General features: G+C 54.4%; 20 protein-coding genes. 11 read left to right on the top strand and 9 right to left on the bottom strand.

Going from position 1 to position 20,259, the window contains the following annotated elements; translation table 11 throughout:
• The first annotated feature begins 13 nt into the window (after positions 1-13).
• The 6 genes from dnaE (at position 14) to IFU29_RS11585 (ending at position 8,870) form a co-directional block, all read left to right on the top strand.
• Positions 14-3,496, top strand: coding sequence for a DNA polymerase III subunit alpha (gene dnaE / locus IFU29_RS11610; RefSeq protein WP_191934077.1), 3,483 nt, complete (start codon positions 14-16; stop codon positions 3,494-3,496).
• Positions 3,497-3,508: 12 nt separating this feature from the next.
• Positions 3,509-4,468: an acetyl-CoA carboxylase carboxyl transferase subunit alpha gene (gene accA, locus IFU29_RS11605; RefSeq protein WP_191934076.1), complete on the top strand. Its 960-nt coding sequence runs from the start codon at positions 3,509-3,511 to the stop codon at positions 4,466-4,468.
• Positions 4,469-4,569: 101 nt separating this feature from the next.
• On the top strand, positions 4,570-6,720 hold the full coding sequence (locus IFU29_RS11600) for a lysine decarboxylase LdcC (protein WP_191934075.1): 2,151 nt from the start codon (positions 4,570-4,572) through the stop codon (positions 6,718-6,720).
• Positions 6,721-6,800: 80 nt separating this feature from the next.
• Positions 6,801-7,196, top strand: coding sequence for a VOC family protein (locus IFU29_RS11595; RefSeq protein WP_191934074.1), 396 nt, complete (start codon positions 6,801-6,803; stop codon positions 7,194-7,196).
• 38 nt (positions 7,197-7,234) lie between these two features.
• Positions 7,235-8,536, top strand: coding sequence for a tRNA lysidine(34) synthetase TilS (tilS, locus tag IFU29_RS11590; RefSeq protein ID WP_191934073.1), 1,302 nt, complete (start codon positions 7,235-7,237; stop codon positions 8,534-8,536).
• Between the two features lie 19 nt (positions 8,537-8,555).
• Positions 8,556-8,870, top strand: coding sequence for a c-type cytochrome (locus tag IFU29_RS11585; protein WP_191934072.1), 315 nt, complete (start codon positions 8,556-8,558; stop codon positions 8,868-8,870).
• Positions 8,871-8,909: 39 nt separating this feature from the next.
• On the opposite strand, the gene rof is transcribed toward IFU29_RS11585, so the two are convergent.
• Entirely contained in the window at positions 8,910-9,176 is a 267-nt protein-coding gene (gene rof, locus IFU29_RS11580) for a Rho-binding antiterminator (protein WP_191934071.1), read from the bottom strand.
• Positions 9,160-9,363, bottom strand: coding sequence for a YaeP family protein (locus IFU29_RS11575; RefSeq protein WP_062747067.1), 204 nt, complete (start codon positions 9,361-9,363; stop codon positions 9,160-9,162). The genes rof and IFU29_RS11575 overlap by 17 nt, the downstream gene beginning before the upstream one ends.
• A 132-nt stretch (positions 9,364-9,495) precedes the next feature.
• Between IFU29_RS11575 and IFU29_RS11570 the strand changes: the two genes are divergently transcribed.
• From IFU29_RS11570 to IFU29_RS11555, 4 genes are all read left to right on the top strand, one after another.
• Positions 9,496-10,050, top strand: a complete 555-nt coding sequence (locus tag IFU29_RS11570) for a YaeQ family protein (RefSeq protein WP_191934070.1) — start codon at positions 9,496-9,498, stop codon at positions 10,048-10,050.
• A complete protein-coding gene (gene arfB, locus IFU29_RS11565; protein WP_191934069.1) occupies positions 10,047-10,463 on the top strand; it encodes an alternative ribosome rescue aminoacyl-tRNA hydrolase ArfB in 417 nt (138 codons plus the stop codon). The genes IFU29_RS11570 and arfB overlap by 4 nt, the downstream gene beginning before the upstream one ends.
• Before the next feature lie 28 nt (positions 10,464-10,491).
• The gene (locus IFU29_RS11560) at positions 10,492-10,899 is read left to right on the top strand and encodes a copper resistance protein NlpE N-terminal domain-containing protein (protein ID WP_191934068.1); all 408 of its coding nucleotides are present in this window, start codon (positions 10,492-10,494) and stop codon (positions 10,897-10,899) included.
• 341 nt (positions 10,900-11,240) lie between these two features.
• The gene (locus IFU29_RS11555; protein WP_191934366.1) at positions 11,241-13,079 is read left to right on the top strand and encodes a M48 family metallopeptidase; all 1,839 of its coding nucleotides are present in this window, start codon (positions 11,241-11,243) and stop codon (positions 13,077-13,079) included.
• An 83-nt stretch (positions 13,080-13,162) separates the two neighbouring features.
• On the opposite strand, the gene proS is transcribed toward IFU29_RS11555, so the two are convergent.
• The 7 genes from proS to metN all read right to left on the bottom strand — a co-directional run bounded on the left by proS (position 13,163) and on the right by metN (position 19,351).
• On the bottom strand, positions 13,163-14,881 hold the full coding sequence (gene proS, locus IFU29_RS11550; protein WP_191934067.1) for a proline--tRNA ligase: 1,719 nt from the start codon (positions 14,879-14,881) through the stop codon (positions 13,163-13,165).
• A gap of 93 nt (positions 14,882-14,974) precedes the next feature.
• Positions 14,975-15,682 carry a tRNA (N6-threonylcarbamoyladenosine(37)-N6)-methyltransferase TrmO gene (gene tsaA, locus IFU29_RS11545; RefSeq protein ID WP_191934066.1) on the bottom strand — a complete coding sequence of 236 codons (708 nt, stop codon included), beginning with the start codon at positions 15,680-15,682 and terminating at the stop codon, positions 14,975-14,977.
• Positions 15,682-16,077, bottom strand: coding sequence for an Rcs stress response system protein RcsF (gene rcsF, locus IFU29_RS11540; RefSeq protein ID WP_191934065.1), 396 nt, complete (start codon positions 16,075-16,077; stop codon positions 15,682-15,684). Before rcsF (IFU29_RS11540) ends, tsaA begins: the two co-directional genes overlap by 1 nt.
• A gap of 199 nt (positions 16,078-16,276) precedes the next feature.
• Positions 16,277-16,681, bottom strand: coding sequence for an Rcs stress response system protein RcsF (gene rcsF, locus IFU29_RS11535; protein WP_191934064.1), 405 nt, complete (start codon positions 16,679-16,681; stop codon positions 16,277-16,279).
• A 140-nt stretch (positions 16,682-16,821) separates the two neighbouring features.
• Positions 16,822-17,637 (bottom strand): MetQ/NlpA family lipoprotein, encoded by an 816-nt coding sequence (locus tag IFU29_RS11530; RefSeq protein ID WP_062747048.1) that lies wholly within the window; start codon positions 17,635-17,637, stop codon positions 16,822-16,824.
• Positions 17,638-17,673: 36 nt separating this feature from the next.
• Positions 17,674-18,327 (bottom strand): methionine ABC transporter permease MetI, encoded by a 654-nt coding sequence (locus IFU29_RS11525; RefSeq protein ID WP_062747046.1) that lies wholly within the window; start codon positions 18,325-18,327, stop codon positions 17,674-17,676.
• Positions 18,320-19,351, bottom strand: coding sequence for a methionine ABC transporter ATP-binding protein MetN (gene metN / locus IFU29_RS11520; protein ID WP_191934063.1), 1,032 nt, complete (start codon positions 19,349-19,351; stop codon positions 18,320-18,322). Before metN ends, IFU29_RS11525 begins: the two co-directional genes overlap by 8 nt.
• A gap of 189 nt (positions 19,352-19,540) precedes the next feature.
• Between metN and gmhB the strand changes: the two genes are divergently transcribed.
• Positions 19,541-20,101 (top strand): D-glycero-beta-D-manno-heptose 1,7-bisphosphate 7-phosphatase, encoded by a 561-nt coding sequence (gene gmhB, locus IFU29_RS11515; RefSeq protein ID WP_191934062.1) that lies wholly within the window; start codon positions 19,541-19,543, stop codon positions 20,099-20,101.
• Positions 20,102-20,259 lie beyond the last annotated feature (158 nt).

Raw genomic sequence — 20,259 nt, 5'->3', positions numbered from 1 at the left:
AACGGAATCTCAGATGGCCGAACCTCGTTTTATTCATTTACGCGTTCACAGTGACTACTCCATGATCGATGGGCTAGCGAAAACTGGCCCGTTGGTGAAAAACGCGGCAAAAATGGGGATGCCGGCCATCGGCATCACTGACTTCACGAATCTGTGCGGGCTGGTGAAATTCTACGGTACCGCTCACAGTCAGGGTATCAAGCCCATTATCGGTGCCGATTTCAACGTCAGCAGCGAAGCCATGGGTGATGAGCTGTCTCAAATCACCGTACTGGCCGCCGATAACGAAGGCTATCAAAACCTGACGCTGCTGATTTCCCGCGCTTACCAGCGGGGTTATGGTCCCGCAGGCCCGACAATCGATCGTGACTGGCTGGTGGAACATCAGCAGGGCATCATTCTGCTGTCCGGTGGGCGGCGTGGCGATGTTGGCAAAATGCTGCTGCGCGGTAACACGGCGCAGGTGATCGAGTGTCTGGCCTTTTATCAGCACCATTTTCCCGATCGCTACTACCTTGAGCTGATCCGTACGGGCCGTCAGGATGAAGAGACGTATCTCCACGCGGCGGTAGAGCTGGCGATCGCGCAGGGCGTGCCGGTGGTGGCCACTAACGAAGTCTGTTTCCTGACGGAAACGGAATTTGACGCTCATGAAATTCGCGTTGCCATTCACGACGGCTTTACCCTCGACGATCCTAAACGTCCCCGCAACTACAGCCCGCAGCAGTACATGCGCAGTGAAGAGGAGATGTGCGAGCTGTTCTCGGACATTCCGGAAGCGCTGGAAAATAGCGTGGAAATTGCCCGTCGTTGCAACGTCACCATCCGTCTGGGTGAGTATTTCCTGCCTCAGTTCCCCACCGGTGAGATGACCACAGAAGATTTTCTGGTGGCAAAATCAAAAGAAGGACTTGAGGAACGTCTGGCGTTCCTGTTCCCGGACGAGCAGGTTCGCGCCGAGCGCCGCGGTGAATATGACGAACGTCTGGACATTGAATTGACGGTGATTAACCAGATGGGGTTCCCTGGTTACTTTCTGATCGTGATGGAATTCATCCAGTGGTCGAAGGATAACGATGTCCCGGTGGGCCCGGGACGTGGATCGGGTGCGGGCTCGCTGGTGGCCTATGCGTTGAAAATCACTGACCTCGACCCGCTGGAATTCGATCTGCTGTTTGAACGATTCCTCAACCCTGAACGTGTTTCAATGCCTGACTTCGACGTCGATTTCTGCATGGAAAAACGCGATCTGGTGATTGAGCACGTGGCAGAAATGTATGGCCGTCAGGCCGTATCGCAGATCATTACCTTCGGTACGATGGCCGCCAAAGCAGTGATCCGCGACGTAGGGCGCGTGCTTGGCCATCCTTATGGTTTTGTCGATCGCATCTCTAAACTGGTGCCGCCCGACCCGGGGATGACGCTGGAAAAGGCCTTTGCCGCCGAACCTCAGCTGCCTGAAATTTATGAAGCAGATGAAGAAGTTAAGGCGCTGATTGATATGGCGCGCATCCTGGAAGGGGTGACGCGTAACGCCGGTAAACACGCCGGGGGCGTGGTCATCGCGCCGACCAAAATTACCGACTTCGCGCCGCTGTACTGCGACGAAAATGGCAACCATCCGGTTACGCAGTTTGATAAGAACGACGTGGAATATGCCGGCCTGGTGAAGTTTGACTTCCTGGGCCTGCGCACCCTGACGATCATTGACTGGGCGCTGGCGATGATTAACGCCCGCCGCGAAAAGCAGGGTGAGCCACCGATCGATATCGCGGCAATTCCGCTTGAAGATAAAAAAAGTTTCGATATGCTGCAACGCTCGGAGACTACTGCGGTCTTCCAGCTTGAATCACGCGGCATGAAAGACCTGATCAAACGCCTGAAGCCAGACTGCTTTGAGGATATGATCGCACTGGTCGCCCTGTTCCGCCCCGGCCCGCTGCAGTCCGGCATGGTGGATAACTTTATTGACCGTAAACACGGGCGTGAAGAGATCTCCTATCCGGATATTCAGTGGCAGCATGAGTCACTGAAGCCTGTGCTGGAACCGACCTATGGCATCATCCTCTATCAGGAACAGGTGATGCAGATAGCCCAGGTGCTGGCGGGATACAGCCTCGGCGGTGCCGATATGCTGCGTCGTGCAATGGGTAAAAAGAACCCGGTCGAGATGGCCAAGCAGCGCGGCGGCTTTGAAGACGGCGCGAAATCGCGCGGCATCGACGGTGAGCTGGCAATTAAAATTTTTGACCTGGTGGAGAAGTTCGCTGGTTACGGGTTTAACAAGTCTCACTCCGCCGCCTATGCGCTGGTTTCCTACCAGACGCTGTGGCTGAAGGCACACTATCCGGCTGAATTTATGGCGGCGGTCATGACCGCTGATATGGATAATACTGAGAAAGTAGTTGGCCTGGTCGATGAGTGCTGGCGGATGGGACTGAAAGTGCTGCCACCGGATATCAACTCCGGGCAGTATCAGTTCCACGTTAACGATGCGGGTGAAATCGTTTACGGCATTGGCGCGATCAAGGGCGTGGGTGAAGGCCCAATCGAAGCGATTATTGAAGCCCGTAATGAAGGCGGTTACTTCCGCGAACTGTTTGACCTGTGCGCCCGAACAGATACGAAGAAGCTGAATAAGCGGGTGCTGGAAAAGCTGATTATGTCCGGTGCCTTTGATCGCCTGGGCCCGCACCGTGCGGCACTGATGAGTGCGCTACCGGATGCACTGAAAGCGGCCGATCAGCATGCGAAAGCGGAAGCCATCGGTCAGGCCGATATGTTTGGCGTGCTGGCTGAAGCCCCGGAACAGGTGGAGAAGTCCTACTCGGATGTCACTCCCTGGCCGGAACAGATCCAGCTGGATGGCGAAAGGGAAACGTTAGGGCTTTACTTAACGGGTCATCCAATCAACCAGTACCTGAAAGAAATTGAGCGCTATGTCGGTGGACTGCGCCTGAAAGACATGCACCCGACCGAGCGTGGTAAGATGACCACGGCAGCCGGTCTGGTGGTGGCGGCCCGTGTGATGGTAACAAAACGCGGCAACCGTATTGGCATCTGCACGCTGGATGACCGTTCTGGTCGTCTGGAAGTGATGTTGTTTACAGATGCGTTAGATAAGTTCCAGCATATGCTGGAGAAGGACCGTATCCTGATCGTCAGTGGGCAGGTCAGCTTCGATGACTTCAACGGCGGGCTTAAAATGATGGCCCGCGATATGATGGACATTGATGAAGCACGTGAAAAATATGCACGCGGGCTTGCTATCTCGCTGACGGACAGGCAAATTGATGACCAGCTTTTGAACCGTCTCCGTCAATCCCTGGAACCCCATCGTTCGGGGACAATTCCGGTACATCTCTACTATCAGAGAGAGGATGCGCGGGCGAAGTTGCGCTTCGGTGCAACCTGGCGCGTGTCGCCGAGCGATCGTTTGCTGAACGATCTGCGATCGTTGATAGGATCGGAGCAGGTGGAACTGGAGTTTGACTAAAACAGGATTATTATGAGTCTTAATTACCTGGATTTCGAACAGCCAATCGCAGAACTTGAAGCGAAGATTGATTCGCTCAAGTCGGTTGGCCGTCAGGATGAAAAACTGGATATTAATCTGGATGAAGAGATTCAGCGTCTGCGCGATAAAAGCGTTGAGCTGACCCGTAAAATCTTCTCAGATTTAGGTGCCTGGCAGATTGCGCAGCTTGCGCGTCATCCGCTGCGCCCGTATACGCTGGACTATGTTCGCAATGTGTTCACGGACTTTGACGAGCTGGCGGGCGACCGTGCCTATGCCGACGATAAAGCTATCGTCGGTGGCACCGCGCGTCTGGAGGGGCGTCCGGTGATGATTATTGGTCATCAGAAAGGGCGTGAAACCAAAGAGAAAATCCGTCGTAACTTCGGCATGCCTGCGCCTGAAGGCTACCGTAAAGCACTGCGCCTGATGGAGATGGCCGAGCGTTTTAATATGCCGATCATCACCTTTATTGACACCCCGGGTGCTTACCCTGGCGTCGGTGCGGAAGAGCGCGGTCAGTCTGAAGCTATCGCCCGTAACCTGCGTGAGATGTCTGGACTCACCGTGCCGGTCATCTGCACCGTGATCGGTGAAGGGGGATCCGGTGGTGCACTGGCTATCGGCGTTGGCGATAAAGTGAATATGCTGCAGTACAGTACCTACTCGGTGATCTCACCAGAAGGTTGTGCGTCGATTCTGTGGAAAAGCGCCGACAAAGCGCCGCTGGCCGCCGAAGCGATGGGCATCATTGCACCGCGTCTGAAAGAGCTTAAGCTGATTGATACCGTCATCCCGGAACCTCTGGGCGGCGCGCATCGTAATCCGCTGGCAATCGGCGTATCGATGAAGGCCCAGCTGCTGGCCGATCTGGCCGATCTGGATACGTTTTCTAAAGAAGAGCTGCTCGATCGCCGCTATCAGCGTCTGATGAGCTACGGCTACGCCTGATTGTTCACCATTCGTTACCCAAAGGGTCAGACATCGTCTGGCCCTTTTTGTTTTGCGTCCACTATGCTTACACACTGGAGCAAACAGACCAGGAGACCACATTGAATATTATCGCGATCATGGGACCGCATAACGCCTTTTATAAAGATGAACCCATCCGTGAGCTGGACACTACCTTAAAAAGCCAGGGTTTTCAGACCATTTATCCGCACGACGCCAGCGACCTGCTGAAGCTGATTGAACACAACCCGCGCATCTGCGGCGTGGTGTTTGACTGGGATGAACACAGTCTGGAGCTGTGCTGTGAAATTAACCAGTTAAACGAATATCTTCCGCTTTATGCCTTTATTAACACCCACTCAACGATGGACGTCAGCATTAATGAAATGCGCATGACCATCTGGTTCTTCGAATACGCCCTGAACGCAGCGGAAGAGATCGCCCAGCGCATCCGTCATTATACTGACGAATATATCGATACCATCACGCCTCCGCTGACCAAAGCCCTGTTTACCTACGTTAAAGAGGGAAAATATACCTTCTGTACCCCCGGGCATATGGCGGGCACGGCGTTTCAGAAAAGCCCGGTGGGCAGTCTGTTTTACGACTTTTTCGGGGCTAATACCCTGAAGGCCGATATCTCGATATCCGTCACTGAACTGGGATCGTTGCTGGACCATACCGGCCCACATCTCGAAGCGGAAGAGTATGTCGCACGCACGTTTGGTGCCGAGCAGAGTTATATGGTCACCAACGGTACCTCCACGTCGAATAAGATCGTCGGGATGTATGCCGCCCCGTCGGGCAGTACGATGCTGGTGGATCGTAACTGTCATAAGTCATTAACTCATCTACTGATGATGAGCGATATCATCCCCATCTGGTTAAAACCCACGCGGAATGCACTCGGTATTCTCGGCGGTATCCCGAAGCGCGAATTTACGAAAGAGAGTATTGCGCTGAAGGTGGCACAGACGCCGCGTGCCAGCTGGCCGGTCCATGCGGTGATCACCAACTCCACCTATGACGGGCTGCTGTACAATACCCGTTATATCAAAGAGACACTGGACGTGCCGTCCATTCACTTTGATTCTGCCTGGGTGCCCTATACCAACTTCCACCCTATCTATCAGGGGCTGAGCGGCATGAGCGGGGAGCGAACGCCGGGCAAGGTCATCTATGAAACCCAGTCTACCCATAAACTGCTGGCGGCATTTTCTCAGGCCTCACTGATCCATATTAAAGGGGATTACGACGAACAGACCTTTAATGAAGCCTATATGATGCACACCACCACGTCGCCCAACTATGCCATCGTCGCTTCCATCGAGACGGCGGCGGCGATGCTGCGGGGTAATCCGGGTAAGCGCCTGATTAACCGTTCGGTGGAGCGGGCCCTGCATTTTCGTCGCGAAGTCCAGCGCCTGCGCGAAGAGTCAGAAGGCTGGTTCTTTGACATCTGGCAGCCGGAAGGCGTGGATGAGCCGGAATGCTGGCCGATCCAGCCCGGTGAAGAGGAGTGGCACGGCTTCCGCGATGCGGATGCCGATCATATGTACCTTGATCCGATCAAAGTGACCATCCTGACACCGGGGATGAGTGAGCTGGGCGACATGGCCGAAGAGGGGATACCTGCAGCGCTGGTGGCGAAATTCCTCGATGAGCGCGGTGTGGTGGTGGAGAAAACCGGGCCCTACAACCTGCTGTTCCTGTTCAGCATCGGCATTGATAAAACCAAAGCGATGAGCGTACTGCGCGGTCTGACCGAATTTAAGCGATCCTACGATCTTAATCTGCGGGTCAAAAACATGCTGCCGGATCTGTATGCGGAAGATCCTGACTTCTATCGCAATATGCGTATTCAGGATCTGGCCCAGGGGATCCACACGCTGATCCGTCAGCACGATCTGCCGCGTCTGATGCTGAAGGCGTTTGCCACGCTGCCGGAGATGAAACTGACGCCGCACCAGATGTTCCAGCAGCAGGTAAAGGGCAATATCGAAACGGTGGATATCTCTGCGCTGGTCGGGCGCATCTCCGCCAATATGATCCTGCCGTACCCTCCTGGTGTGCCGGTGGTGATGCCCGGTGAGATGATCACCGAAGAGAGCCGGGCGGTGCTCGATTTTCTGCTGATGCTGTGTGCCATTGGTAAGCATTATCCGGGGTTCGAAACTGATATTCACGGCACCACGCTGACGGACGAAGGCCAGTATCGCGTGCGTGTGCTGAAAAATGACGTCGGAATGTAGCCGGAGATCCAGAATTTTACCCTTGCTGCTCTGGTGCCTGACGGGTAGGGTCGTCAGGCATTGATTAATCAGGAGCCAGTATGTCAGCATTACAGTTAAAAAAAATCCATCACGTAGCGATCATCGCCCGCGACTATGCGGTGAGTAAGGCGTTTTACTGCGATATTCTGGGTTTCGGCCTGATGGGAGAGGTGTATCGCGCAGAGCGTGACTCCTGGAAGGGCGATCTGACGCTGAACGGTGAGTATGTGATTGAGCTGTTCTCATTTCCCCAGCCACCGGCGCGTCCTACCCAGCCGGAAGCCTGCGGTTTGCGCCATCTTGCCTTCAGTGTCGATGACGTTGAGGCCGCGAAGCAGTCTCTGGAAGACCAGGGCGTGCGCTGTGAAGCGGTGCGTATCGATCCGCTCACCGGCAAACTTTTTACCTTCTTTAACGATCCGGATGGACTGCCGCTGGAGATATATCAGGATTGATGGGGTTATAATAGCCTCCCCTGTATTCTGGAATGACCATGTCATCGATTGCCCATCTTGAAGCCCAACTGGTTAACGAGCACAGCGTGCTGCTGGCTTACAGCGGCGGGCTGGACTCCAGCGTGCTGTTGCATCAGCTGGTGCTGTTACGACGCCAGCGTCCTGCCTTGCAGCTGCGGGCGGTGCATATCCATCACGGACTCAGCCCGCGTGCGGATGACTGGGTGGCCCACTGCCGGCAACAGTGCCTGCAGTGGCAGGTGCCGCTGGTGGTCTGCCATGTTACGGTCGATACGCGCCACGGCGGGATTGAGGCCGCGGCACGCGGCGCACGCTATCAGGTTTTCAGTCAACAGCTTCAGGCGGGAGAAACGCTGTTAACTGCCCAGCACCAGGATGACCAGAGTGAAACCCTGTTGCTGGCACTGAAGCGGGGTAGCGGTCCGGCGGGTCTGGCCGCCATGCCAGCACACCGCCAGATGGGGCAGCATCGCCACCTGCGGCCGCTGCTGTCGTTCGGTCGCCTGCAGCTGGAAGACTGGGCGCAGGAACACCGCCTGACGTGGATTGAGGATGAAAGTAACGCCGACCCGCGCTATGACCGCAATTTTTTGCGCCTGCAAGTCATGCCGTTACTGAATGCCCGCTGGCCACATTTTTCCCACGCCGTTGCCCGCAGCGCCTCGCTGTGCGGTGAGCAGGAGCAGTTACTGGACGAACTGCTGGCGGAGTCACTGTCATCGCTAATGGATTCCACCGGTACGTTGCCAGTTGCCCCGTTGCTTGAGATGAGTGAGCCCCGGCGCTTTGCGCTGTTGCGGCGCTGGATTGCCTGTCATCAGGGCAGTATGCCGTCGCGTGATGCCCTGCGCCGTCTCTGGCAGGAAGTGGCCTGTAGCCGTGAGGATGCTGAACCGCGCCTCCGGCTGGGCGGGTATGAGGTGCGTCGCTATCGCCACCGCCTTTACTGGCTGCCGCTGATGCCGTCGCTGGCAGCAGTCCGGCTGACATGGACAGATATCTCATGCCCACTCGTTTTGCCGGAAGGTCTTGGGCTGCTGCGGCCGGTCGGCGAGACGGTAACACTGCGCCTTCCGCAGCCGGACGAACCGGTCAGCGTGCGTTTTAAGGCGCAGGGGGCGTTTCATATTGTCGGCCGGGCAGGCAGCCGGCCGTTAAAAAAACTCTGGCATGAACTGGCTGTTCCTCCCTGGGCGCGTGAGCGTACGCCGCTGATTTTTTATGGCGAGCGCCTGATGGCGGCTGCGGGGGTTTTTGTCACCCGCGAGGGTGCCCCGGATAGCCCCGATAACGGCTGGTCAGTGGACTGGTGTCGATAAAACAGGACGAGAGAGTGCAATGAACTACGTCAGAAACATAGCGGCTTTGCTGCTGATCGGTAGTGCGCCTGTGCTGGCAGCGGGCAACAGCAGTGCCGGACAGGAGAAAGCGGGCCGTTGTCTTGCCTGCCACGGCGCGGAAGGAAAAGCTGCAGCCCCAATCTACCCCAATCTTGCCGGGCAGCATCAACCCTATCTGGCGCAGGCGCTACAGGCGTACAAAAGCGGCGGCCGCAGCGGCGGACAGGCAGAGGTGATGAAAGCTTTTGTGGCGGGACTGAGCGATCAGGACATTGAGGATCTGGCGGCGTACTATGCGGGGCTGAAACCCTGAGAGGGAAGGCGGATCGGCGATCCGCCTGGCAGGAAGTGACTAGTCTGATTCGCTGACCACCACGGTGCCGAGATCCGGGTGGCTGAAGCTGGCGATATGGTCAAGGCGCAGATGGCGATTTTCCCCGGCAATCTCAATGCTCAGGTACTCAACGTTCTTACGCGACACCATATCTTTGGCTTTGGCCTTGAGCTGCTCACCGTCTTTTAACGCCAGTGTCAGCATCCAGTTATTCTGGCAGGCGAGTTCCAGGTTGTCATAGTCATCGCAGTTGATCGGTCTGTAGGCTTCATCTTTCGTCAACATAGTCGCTCACCAATAAGTTTGCGGCAGCAAAGGCTGCCTTTTCCCTGATGGAAGAGTGTAGCTCAGGATTGCCCGCTACCTCATCAAGTGCTTTCAACACGCACGCGAGTGCGTCAGGCACGTATCCCAGATCGCCACTGCCGATTTCGGCATATTTCCGGCGAACTAATTCACAATACTTTTGCACATGCACCCCCTTCAGAGTTTTCTCTGGCGATTATCCGACTATAGCACAGCCATTTACGGGAAATCAGCCTGTGAGCGGGTGATTTGCTGCATCATCAGGTTACAATAGCGGGCAACTGAGATAAGGATCCTTATGGCACTGAAAGCAACAATTTATAAAGCCACGGTTAACGTCGCAGACATGGACCGTAACGTGTTTATTGACCAGACGCTGACGCTGGCCCGTCACCCTTCGGAAACGGAAGAGCGCATGATGCTGCGCCTGCTGGCCTGGCTGGTTCATGCGCATGAGCGCCTGACCTTCACCCGCGGACTAAGTGCAGAAGACGAACCTGAAATCTGGCAGTTGAACGATCACGGCGGTATTGACGTGTGGATTGACCTCGGTTTGCCGGATGAGCGCAGGATCAAGAAAGCCTGTAGCCGTTCTCAGCACGTCTGGTTGTATACCTATAACTGGCGAGCCGCACAGCCGTGGTGGCAGCAACATCAGAGCAAGCTGTCTCAGCATGATAACCTGACGATACGTTACCTGAATGATGAACAGCTCAGTGCCCTGATTAAGCTGGCCTCACGATCCATGACGTTGCAGGCCACCATTCAGGACGGCACCATCTGGCTGTCCGATGACAGCAGTCATCTGGAAATTCAGTTTGATTCATGGCTGGAGGCAGGAAAAAGGGTATGATTGTATTGTCACGTAGCGTCACTATTCCAGATGCCGAAATCGAAATCACCGCGATCAGAGCGCAGGGTAACGGTGGCCAGAACGTGAATAAAAGCTCGACGGCGATCCATTTGCGTTTTGATATTCGCGCATCCAGCCTGCCACTGTTTTATCAGGAGCGGATGATGGCGGTCAGCCATCATCTGATTACCCCGGAAGGTATCGTGATTATCAAGGCCCAGGAGTATCGCAGCCAGGAGATGAACCGCGAAGCGGCACTCAAACGGTTGGAAAACCTGATTCAGGAGTTAACCGTGGTAGAGAAAACCCGCCGCGCTACGCGTCCGACGATGGCTTCAAAAAAACGCCGGCTGGAAGGTAAAGCCCGTAAAGCCTCAACCAAATCGCTGCGCGGTAAAGTTCGCGGCGACTGAATCGTTATCTATTTATGCAGGAGCGACCATGAAAGCAGTTGTTCTCACATTATTTGCCACTCTGGCTTTGGGAGGGCTGCTGGGCTGCCATAACCGGCAGAACGCACAGCAACCCACGCCGCTGGAGCCCATGCAGCAGAGTTACACCGGCCTGCTACCGTGTGGACCCGCCTGTGAGGACAGCGAGTCCTCGCTGTTTTTGGCCACCGATGGCAGCTATGTCCTGGAGCAGCGTGCAACAGGGGAGCATACCCTGCGCAGCGCGCAGTATGGCCAGTGGGCCCGCACCGCAGATACGCTGACGCTGGTCGCTATTAACGGCGAGAAACTGCGTTTTCGCCCGATTGAGAATGGCCTGGAAGCCATTGCCGGTCGCGGAATGGCGATGAAAAGTTCACACGCATGGCGTCTGACGGCAAATAAAACGGGCACGTAACAATACGCGAATATAATAAAAAAGCCCCTTTAAGGGGCTTTGTAGGAATTAAGTCAAATTAAAAATGCTTTTACAGAATATATTTATCTCCGCAACAGGAAAAAAGAGAATAATTCAGGTAAATAATCCTAAAAAGCCGTTAACCTCTTGTTCACTTTGTTGAAATATCGTCTTATACGCCTGTATTACCACCTTATTAACACTCTATAGCTGACGCACGCCAGAGACGGATCTCACGCCATTTCCATTAATGTCGGTAGATTCCCCTTTAGGTATTGCCTGATATAAGCAGCTTTGTCTTCTCACACACAGTTTGCGGGTTAATTATTTTGAACGAATTAATGGCATTGAAAAAAGGGTATGCGAAAGTATTCCTATGGGTTTTAGTGACGCTTTTCCTGATCCCCGCTATTACGCTGGTATTTGCTGAATACGGCACGCGTCAGCTCGATCAGGAATATAGTCAAATCTTTATTGATGATGCGCGCAGTCAGAGTCAGGATGTGAATAAACTGACGGAATTCCTGCAACAGAACCCGCCTTCCAGCGTTTGTGGTGCGGTGCCGGACGATCTCCGCGACTATCAGAATGCGGTCTGTGCAGAAAAGTCAGAACTCTGGCAGTTCTGGATGATGGACAAAGTCGCTTTCTGGACCCTGGCTGGTGGCGTTGTCATTCTGCTGATGATCGTCCTGTTCACCATGCTGGCCTTTAAAAACCGTCAGGGACAGCTGCAAAGCCTGAAGCTGGCTCGTCCCTTCCTGATGCTGACGAGCGCGCTGGAAGTGCTGGTTCAGGGTGGGATGCTGGTCTGGCTTTCTTTCTGGGGAACGGCTTTCTTTACTCAAACCTATTATCCGAAGCTGGTCATGGCGATGGGGCTGTTGGTGCTGGCCGCGATGTTTTATATGATCAAAGGCATCTTTAAAAAGCTGCCGGCAGAAGACGATGTTGAAGGTGAAGTCGTAACCCGTGACGCGGCACCCGCGCTGTGGTCCCGTATTGATGCGCTGGCTTCCCGGGTAGGGACGGCACCCCCCGACCATATTATTGCGGGTATCGATACTAACTTTTACGTAACTGAAGCACCGTTAAGCGTCAACCAGCAGATGCTGAAGGGCCGCAAGCTCTACGTCAGTATCCCCTTGCTGCGTCAGCTAACCACCTCGCAGGCCGACGGGGTGATGGTGCATGAGCTCACGCACCTGCATGAGGGGGATACCGCATCGGGTGCCTTACTGGGGCCCAAACTGCACCGTTTCGATCAATACATCCATTTGATGCGCAACGATATCTCCACCGTGATGGTTTACTATCCTCTCTGCCTGTATCGCATGCTGTTTGAACTGGCATGGCAGCGTAACAGCCGTGAGCGTGAGTTCATTGCCGACCGCAATGCTGCCACCCTGGTAACCCCCGCCGCGATTGTTGAGTCACTGATTAAGATTTCTGCGTATGCCAGCTACCGCAGCGAAGTTGAGCAAACGCTATTTGATAATAAAACCCTGCATGAAAATGAGCTGGGGATCAGTAAAGCGATTGCCCAGGGCCTGCCACAGCACGTCAGCTCGCCTGACTTTATCGGTATGATGCGTCAGTCAAACGTGCCGCACCCGTTTGATTCACACCCACCGCTGGCGGACCGTATGCACAACGTGGGCTATACCGTTGACGAAACCGGTTATGCTGCCATTGCGGCGGAGTTGCCGGCAGAGAGCTGGGTCGATCTGATGCCAGTGGCAGCGGAAATAGAACAGCAACTGTGGCAGAAATACGAGCGTGATTTCTCGTCGGCACATGAAGAGAGCCTGGCATGGCGCTATCAGCCTGAAGGGGAAGAGGAGACGGCGCTGGTTGTTAAGTACTTCCCGCCGGTCTCGTGGACGCTGAAAGACGGCAGTACGATAGAACTGACTTATCTGGGCATTGTTAAACCGCAGACGGCTGAACTGCTGCCGTGGGATAACATCAAGAATATCAATGTTATCAAACGGTTCACGAAAGAAGTGTTGTATCTGCAACATGTGCAACCCAATGCACAGGGCAAAAAGCGCAGTGAGATCCCACTGCCGGGCCTGAATAAGGAAATAGAAGGGTTTAAAAATGCCCTGGGTTACTACTGGCAGCGGCACCAGACGGTGCGGGCGCTGCATGAGCAGGCAAACGTCGTTCAACCCTAAAATGAAAAAGCCACCGCATGCGGTGGCTTTTTTTATCAGTGAAACGGTAACCTCAGCCCGTCTTTCCGGCCTGCGTCAGCGGGTTAAACCGCCAGTTCACTCACCAGGAAATCAACGATTTCGTTGGTTTTGATCATGCGCTTCTCACCGCTACGACGCGATTTGTATTCCACTTCTTCGCTGTCGAGGTTGCGGTCGCCGATCACGATGCTGTGCGGCACGCCAATCAGTTCCATATCGGCAAACATCACGCCAGGGCGCTCTTTACGGTCGTCGAGGATAACGTCAATGCCTCTGGCGCGCAGGGTGGCATACAACTCTTCAGCCAGTTCTTTCACGCGGAAAGACTTCTGCATGTTCATCGGCAGAATCGCCACCTGGAAAGGTGCCAGCGCCGGTGACCAGATGATCCCACGCTCGTCATGGTTCTGCTCAATCGCTGCCGCCACGATGCGGGTAATACCAATCCCGTAGCAGCCCATGGTCATAATCTGATTACGGCCATCTTCACCCTGTACGGACGCTTTCATCGCTTCAGAGTACTTGGTGCCGAGCTGGAAGATATGACCGACTTCAATACCGCGCTTGATCAGCAGCGTGCCTTTTCCATCCGGGCTGGCATCGCCTTCAACCACGTTGCGGATATCCGCGACGCGCGGCAGCGGCAGATCGCGCTCCCAGTTAATGCCTTTAAGATGCTGCCCGTCAACATTGGCACCGGCGCTAAAGTCATTCATCGCCGCAACGCTGCGGTCTGCGATGATGGGCATATTCAGCCCGACCGGGCCGAGGGAGCCAGGACCGGCGTTCACCAGCGTGCGGATCTCGTCTTCGGTTGCAAAGGTCAGCGGTGAGGCAACGATATCAAGATGCTCTGCTTTGATTTCGTTCAGCTCGTGATCGCCACGCACCAGCAGGGCAACAAGGCTATGACCGCTCTCTTTGGTTGCGTGTACCATCAGGGTTTTGACGGTTTTTTCAACAGGCAGGCCATATTGTTCGACCAGCTCAGCAATGGTTTTCGCATCGGGCGTTGCGAACTGCTCCATTGGCTGGGTGGCAGCCGCACGGCCACCGGCCGGTGCGACCGCTTCCGCTTTTTCAATATTAGCGGCGTAGTCAGACTCGGTAGAGAACACCACATCGTCTTCACCGCTCTGTGCCAGAACCTGGAACTCGTGTGAGGCACTGCCGCCGATAGAGCCGGTATCCGCATCAACAGCGCGGAAGTCGAGGCCCATGCGGGTGAAACTCTGGCTGTAGGCGCGATACATCGCCTCATAGGTTTCCTGCAGGGATTCCTGGGTGGTGTGGAACGAGTAGGCATCTTTCATGATGAATTCACGCGAACGCATGACGCCGAAACGCGGGCGCACTTCATCACGGAATTTGGTCTGGATCTGGAACAGATTTATCGGCAACTGCTTGTAAGAGCTGAGTTCGTTACGGATCAGGTCAGTGATCACCTCTTCATGCGTCGGACCCAGAACAAAAGGGCGCTCACCACGGTCAACGAAGCGCAGCAGCTCCGGCCCGTACTGCTCCCAACGGCCACTCTCCTGCCACAAATCTGCCGGCTGAACAACCGGCATAGAGATCTCAATCGCACCGGCGTTGTTCATCTCTTCGCGCACGATGTTTTCAACTTTTTTGAGCACGCGTAAACCGGTTGGCAGCCAGGTATAAAGACCGGATGCCAGTTTACGGATCATGCCAGCGCGCAGCATCAGCTGGTGGCTGATCACTTCGGCATCGGCAGGTGTCTCCTTCAGAGTGGAGAGCAAATATTGAGTAGTACGCATGAGTTACGATTCCATATGAACGGAAAGAGAGCCAAAAAAACGTGGACGCTAGTGTATCAGTGTGACAGGAGAGTCAAAAGGTGCCGGGAGAAATTAACGCGGGTCGATGGCGATAACTTCTGTGCCTGGGTGGATAACACGCCAGCGGACGTTGAAATCCAGCAGCCATGCAGCATATTCACGCTCGGGCTCTTCGCCTTTGCGATAGGCAGGGCGCGGATCCTGGGCGAGAACCTGATGAATAAAACGTTCAAGATGGGGAAAGCGCTGCTGGTGCTGCATCAGCTGCATCCGTGCATGGGGGCTAAAGCTCACCGGCATATCGGCAACAGGGGCCTGCTGGGCAAAACCGGCGCGTGCGTCAGGTAATGCTTCGGCAAACGGCAGGTAGGGTTTGATATCAACGACAGGGGTACCGTCAACCAGGTCAAGGCTGCCCAATTCGAGGATGACCTGCTGTCGCTCATAGCGAATTCCTTTCAGTTCCACCAGAGACATCCCGACCGGGTTAGGACGGAAGGTTGAACGGGTGGCGAAGACCCCCATACGCGCATTACCGCCTAAACGTGGGGGACGTACCGTTGGACGCCAGCCGCCTTCCATCGTCTGGTGGAAGATAAACAGCAGCCACAGGTGGCTGAAGGCTTCCAGGCCACGTACCGCATCGGGATGATTATAAGGCGCATCGAAATGGAGCTCTCCGCCGCCATCCTGAATTAAGCCAGGCTGGCGGGGAACAGCAAACTTTTCCTTCCACGGGGAATGAATCTTGCCGATTTGCTGGAAGGAAAATGTGGTCACTACTGGGCGACTCTCAGGGCTGAACCCTGGCACAGGGTCTGACGATAGCAGCCCTCAATGCTGGCCGTGATTTCACAATTATTCAGCAGCACAGCATTGGCGTGAAGCGTAGCCGCCTTGGTCTGCAGCTGATGACGCACAATGTTCATGTCAGTAGGAAAATCTGCGGCTCTGGTCTGGCAGGCTGAACCGGTAACCCGGCCTAATGTCAGGAAAGGTTTGCCCGCGAGTTCGTCAGGGTGACTCAGCAGTTTTACTGGGGTGTGAGAGGTCACAACCGACATAGTGCTTTTTGCCTCGGGTTTTGATTGGGATTTTTTTTGATCATTCTGGTCTGCTGTGTGCGCACAACCAGTCAGGGCTAATGATACCAAAATAAAGGCTAATTTACGCATTATACAATTCCTTTGTATAGTGTTATTTGAAGTGGCGAGTTTATCACTATCGGTTTTTTTATAAAATAACTTGTTGAATACAAAGATAAATATAGGGATTATCTTATAGGTTGAGGCGGGCTGTCTTTCACCGATTCGGGGCAGTAGGTGTTCAGGACCAGGGGTCGCAACTGCCCCCGGTACAGAACAAAAGCGGGGGTTACTGGCTGGAGACCTTCAGGGCAGAACCCTGGCATACGGCCTGACGCAGGCAGCCCTGAGCGCCGCTAACAATTTCACATTTATGGACGAGTACCGCATTTGCTTTCATGCCGGAGGCTCGTATCTGCATGCGTTTGCGTGCTGTCGCAAGATTGGGTGGCGAATCCTGTGCGTTGCTCTGACAATCATCACCATACACTTCCCCCAGGTCGCGGAACGGTTTGCTCACCAGATCGGCTGCATCCGTATACAGTTTTACCGGAGCAGGGCGGGCTGCGGGTTTAGAGTGAGATGAGTCGTTTTGCGTTGACTGCGGAAATGGTTTAACGGGCTCATAGGGTTTAGGCAGCAACGAACACCCTGTCAGCGACAGTGCTAACAGACAGAGCGGTAAAACACGCATGGGGAATTCCTCACGTTCGGTAAAAGTGGCGTTATTGAACCAAGCCAGAGCAGAAATAACAAGCGGAGAGCATGCACTAAAGCACGTATGATAATGAGACGATGAGAATGCGGGTGGCAGGCACCACCCGCAGTTGCAACTTACCAGCCTTTGACTGCGCCACCGTTGAACACTTTGTTCGCGGCGTCATTCACTTCATCAGACTGATAGGCCTGGACGAATTTCTTCACGTTTTCCGCGTCTTTGTTATCTTCACGGGCGACGATCAGGTTCACGTAAGGGGAGTCTTTGTCTTCCACGAAAATACCGTCTTTTGCCGGTGTCAGGTTAATCTGACTGGCATAGGTGGTGTTGATGACGGCCAGCGCGATCTGCTGATCGTCCAGAGAACGTGGCAGCTGTGGCGCTTCCAGCTCGACCAGCTTCAGGTTTTTCGGGTTCTCAACCACATCCAGCGAGGTTGGCAGCAGGCCAACGCCGTCTTTTAGTTTGATCAGACCCACTTTCTGCAGCAGCAGCAGAGAACGGCCCAGGTTGGTAGGATCGTTAGGGATTGCGACCTGGGCACCGTTCTGCAGTTCATCCAGCGATTTGATTTTCTTAGAGTAACCGGCAATCGGATAGACAAACGTGCTGCCGACAGACACCAGCTTGTAGCCACGGTCTTTGATCTGCTGATCGAGATAAGGTTTGTGCTGGAAGGCATTTGCATCAATGTCGCCTTTGCTCAACGCTTCGTTAGGCAGTACATAATCGTTGAAGGTCACCAGCTCAACGTCCAGACCATATTTATCTTTAGCGACTTTTGCTGCCACCTCGGCAACCTGCTGTTCGCTCCCGACGATCACACCCACTTTAATGTGGTTTGGATCTTTCTCTTTCTGGTCACAGCCAGCCAGTGCCAGGGTACCGATAAGCGCGCCGACAGCGGCAAGCGTTTTAACATTAAAAGACATATCCCTTCCTTAAATAGAGAGAAATTACTGTTGTGTTTACTTGTGACTGACCGCACGAACGATGCGATCGCCGCAGAACTGAATCAAATACACCAAAACAACCAGCAGGATTAATACCGTGTTCATCACCGTCGCGTTATAACCGATATAACCATACTGATAGCCAATCTGACCCAGACCACCTGCACCGACAGCACCACCCATTGCAGAATAGCCGACCAGGGTAATCAGAGTAATAGTAGCGGCATTCACCAGACCAGGGAGTGCTTCCGGTAACAGAACCTTGCGGATGATCTGTAGTGGGGTAGCCCCCATGGCGCGTGATGCCTCAATTAAACCGGTGGGCAGTTCAAGCAGGGCGTTCTCTACCATGCGCGCAATAAAAGGTGCAGCACCCACGGTAAGCGGAACAATCGCTGCCTGCAGGCCGATCGAGGTGCCGACAATAATGCGGGTGAAGGGGATCATCCAGACCAGCAGGATAATGAACGGGATAGAACGGAAGATGTTGACCGCCGCTGACAGCACGCGGTAAAGCTTTGCGTTCGCCACGATCTGCCCCGGGCGGGTAACATACAGAAGAACGCCGACCGGCAGGCCAAGCACAAAACCGAAAAAGCCGGAGACAAAGGTCATCATCAGGGTTTCCCAGATGCCGCGGCCCATTAACCACATCATCGCCTCAGACATAACCTAATACCTCTATCTTTACATGGTGTTCTTGCAGGAAGGCGATGGCAGCCTGGGTGTCGGCTGCGTCACCGTGGATCTCAGCCAGCATAATGCCGAACTTCACGCCTCCGGCGTAATCCATCTGCGCACTGATAATATTGTTATTCACATTGAAGCGGCGGGCTGACTCAGACAACAGCGGCGCATCGACCGACTGACCGGTAAACTCCAGACGCAATAAAGGAACGGTCGTAGGACTGGCTTCCGGCGTCAGACGCTTGAGGTAATCTTCTGGAATGTCCAGATGCAGCGTTGACTGGATAAACTGCTGTGCCAGCGGCGTCTTCGGATGAGAGAAAACTTCGCTCACCGTATCCTGCTCGATCAACTGTCCGTTGCTGATCACTGCAACACAGTCACAGATACGTTTTACGACATCCATCTCATGCGTGATCAGCAGAATGGTGATCCCCAGACGGCGGTTAATATCCTTCAGCAGCTCCAGGATGGAGCGGGTAGTGGCCGGATCCAGCGCGCTGGTGGCTTCATCGCACAGCAGCACTTTCGGGTTACTGGCCAGCGCACGGGCGATTGCCACACGCTGTTTCTGCCCGCCGGAAAGGTTGGCAGGCCATGAATCATGCTTGTCAGCCAGGCCGACCAGATCCAGCAGTTCAGTAACGCGATGTTTGATCTCGGCTTTCGACAGGTTACCCAGCTCCAGCGGGAGCGCCACATTACCGGCAACGGTGCGCGAGTTCAGCAGATTAAAGTGCTGGAAAATCATGCCAATCTGGCGGCGCGCCAGGGTGAGCTGCCCTTCCGACAGCGTAGTGAGATCCTGGTTATCAACCAGCACGCTGCCGGACGTAGGGCGCTCCAGTAAATTGACGCAGCGGATCAGGGTGCTTTTACCCGCACCGGAAGCGCCGATCACGCCATAAATTTGTCCGGCAGGCACATGCAGACTGACATCGGACAGGGCGGTAATGCTGCGTGACCCTTGCTGGAATACTTTGGTGATATTTGAAAGTTTAATCATTGATTTATTTATTATCGTGATGGGAGTTATCCGTGGCGTTCAATAAAAACGGTATCCCTGATTACCGGGACTGAATGGATGGTAGGGCATCCAGACGTCTAAATCAATCGAAGTCATTCAAACGGGCATTCTCTCTTTTAGCGCAATGATGCGATACACTACGGCAAATTTTGAAGCAGGAGTTCCTACGTGACTGAGAAAGTCCCCGCAATTTTCCTCGATCGTGATGGCACTATTAATGTGGATCACGGTTACGTTTTTGAAAGTGACAACTTTGAGTTTATCGACGGCGTGATTGATGCCTTGCGTGAACTGAAGGAAATGGGCTTCGCGCTGGTCCTGGTGACTAACCAGTCTGGTATTGCGCGCGGTATGTTCACCGAAGATCAGTTTATGCACCTTACCGAGTGGATGGACTGGTCACTGGCTGACCGTGAAGTGGACCTGGACGGCATCTACTTCTGTCCGCACCACCCGGATGCAATAGTAGAAGCGTTCCGACAGTCTTGTGACTGCCGCAAACCCCAGCCGGGTATGCTCCTGACGGCTCAACAGGATCTGAACATTGATATGGCCGCTTCATATATGGTTGGCGATAAGATTGAGGATATGCAGGCTGCTTTTGCTGCCGGGATCGGAAAAAAGGTGCTGGTCCGCAGCGGTAAACCGGTGACGGCTGAAGGTGAGCAAGCGGCGGATTGGGTACTGGACAGCCTGAAAGCGCTGCCAGCACGGATTAAACAGGGCTAAAAAACAGCGTTTCGCACGAACTTTAAGCAGGCAGTAAAAAAGTCGATATTACTGCTTGCGTTCCCGGGTCGCCTGTCTATAATGCGCAACCACTGAGACGGCACAACGGCTTACAGGCCAGCGGCTCAGGAGGTTCAGGAAGCATCTGAACCGCCGGA

Origin of the sequence: Erwinia persicina, from assembly GCF_014838825.1 — a bacterium.
Classification (GTDB): domain Bacteria; phylum Pseudomonadota; class Gammaproteobacteria; order Enterobacterales; family Enterobacteriaceae; genus Erwinia; species Erwinia persicina_A.
This window is presented reverse-complemented; position numbering and strand designations above follow the sequence as displayed.

Excerpts from the sequence above, each read along its gene's own strand:
- dnaE (WP_191934077.1), top strand. The coding sequence starts at position 14 with ATGGCCGAACCTCGTTTTATTCATTTACGCGTTCACAGTGACTACTCC.
- accA (WP_191934076.1), top strand. The coding sequence starts at position 3,509 with ATGAGTCTTAATTACCTGGATTTCGAACAGCCAATCGCAGAACTTGAA.
- IFU29_RS11595 (WP_191934074.1), top strand. The coding sequence starts at position 6,801 with ATGTCAGCATTACAGTTAAAAAAAATCCATCACGTAGCGATCATCGCC.
- tilS (WP_191934073.1), top strand. The coding sequence starts at position 7,235 with ATGTCATCGATTGCCCATCTTGAAGCCCAACTGGTTAACGAGCACAGC.
- IFU29_RS11585 (WP_191934072.1), top strand. The coding sequence starts at position 8,556 with ATGAACTACGTCAGAAACATAGCGGCTTTGCTGCTGATCGGTAGTGCG.
- rof (WP_191934071.1), bottom strand. The coding sequence starts at position 9,176 with ATGTTGACGAAAGATGAAGCCTACAGACCGATCAACTGCGATGACTAT.
- IFU29_RS11570 (WP_191934070.1), top strand. The coding sequence starts at position 9,496 with ATGGCACTGAAAGCAACAATTTATAAAGCCACGGTTAACGTCGCAGAC.
- arfB (WP_191934069.1), top strand. The coding sequence starts at position 10,047 with ATGATTGTATTGTCACGTAGCGTCACTATTCCAGATGCCGAAATCGAA.
- IFU29_RS11560 (WP_191934068.1), top strand. The coding sequence starts at position 10,492 with ATGAAAGCAGTTGTTCTCACATTATTTGCCACTCTGGCTTTGGGAGGG.
- IFU29_RS11555 (WP_191934366.1), top strand. The coding sequence starts at position 11,241 with ATGGCATTGAAAAAAGGGTATGCGAAAGTATTCCTATGGGTTTTAGTG.
- proS (WP_191934067.1), bottom strand. The coding sequence starts at position 14,881 with ATGCGTACTACTCAATATTTGCTCTCCACTCTGAAGGAGACACCTGCC.
- rcsF (WP_191934065.1), bottom strand. The coding sequence starts at position 16,077 with ATGCGTAAATTAGCCTTTATTTTGGTATCATTAGCCCTGACTGGTTGT.
- rcsF (WP_191934064.1), bottom strand. The coding sequence starts at position 16,681 with ATGCGTGTTTTACCGCTCTGTCTGTTAGCACTGTCGCTGACAGGGTGT.
- IFU29_RS11530 (WP_062747048.1), bottom strand. The coding sequence starts at position 17,637 with ATGTCTTTTAATGTTAAAACGCTTGCCGCTGTCGGCGCGCTTATCGGT.
- IFU29_RS11525 (WP_062747046.1), bottom strand. The coding sequence starts at position 18,327 with ATGTCTGAGGCGATGATGTGGTTAATGGGCCGCGGCATCTGGGAAACC.
- metN (WP_191934063.1), bottom strand. The coding sequence starts at position 19,351 with ATGATTAAACTTTCAAATATCACCAAAGTATTCCAGCAAGGGTCACGC.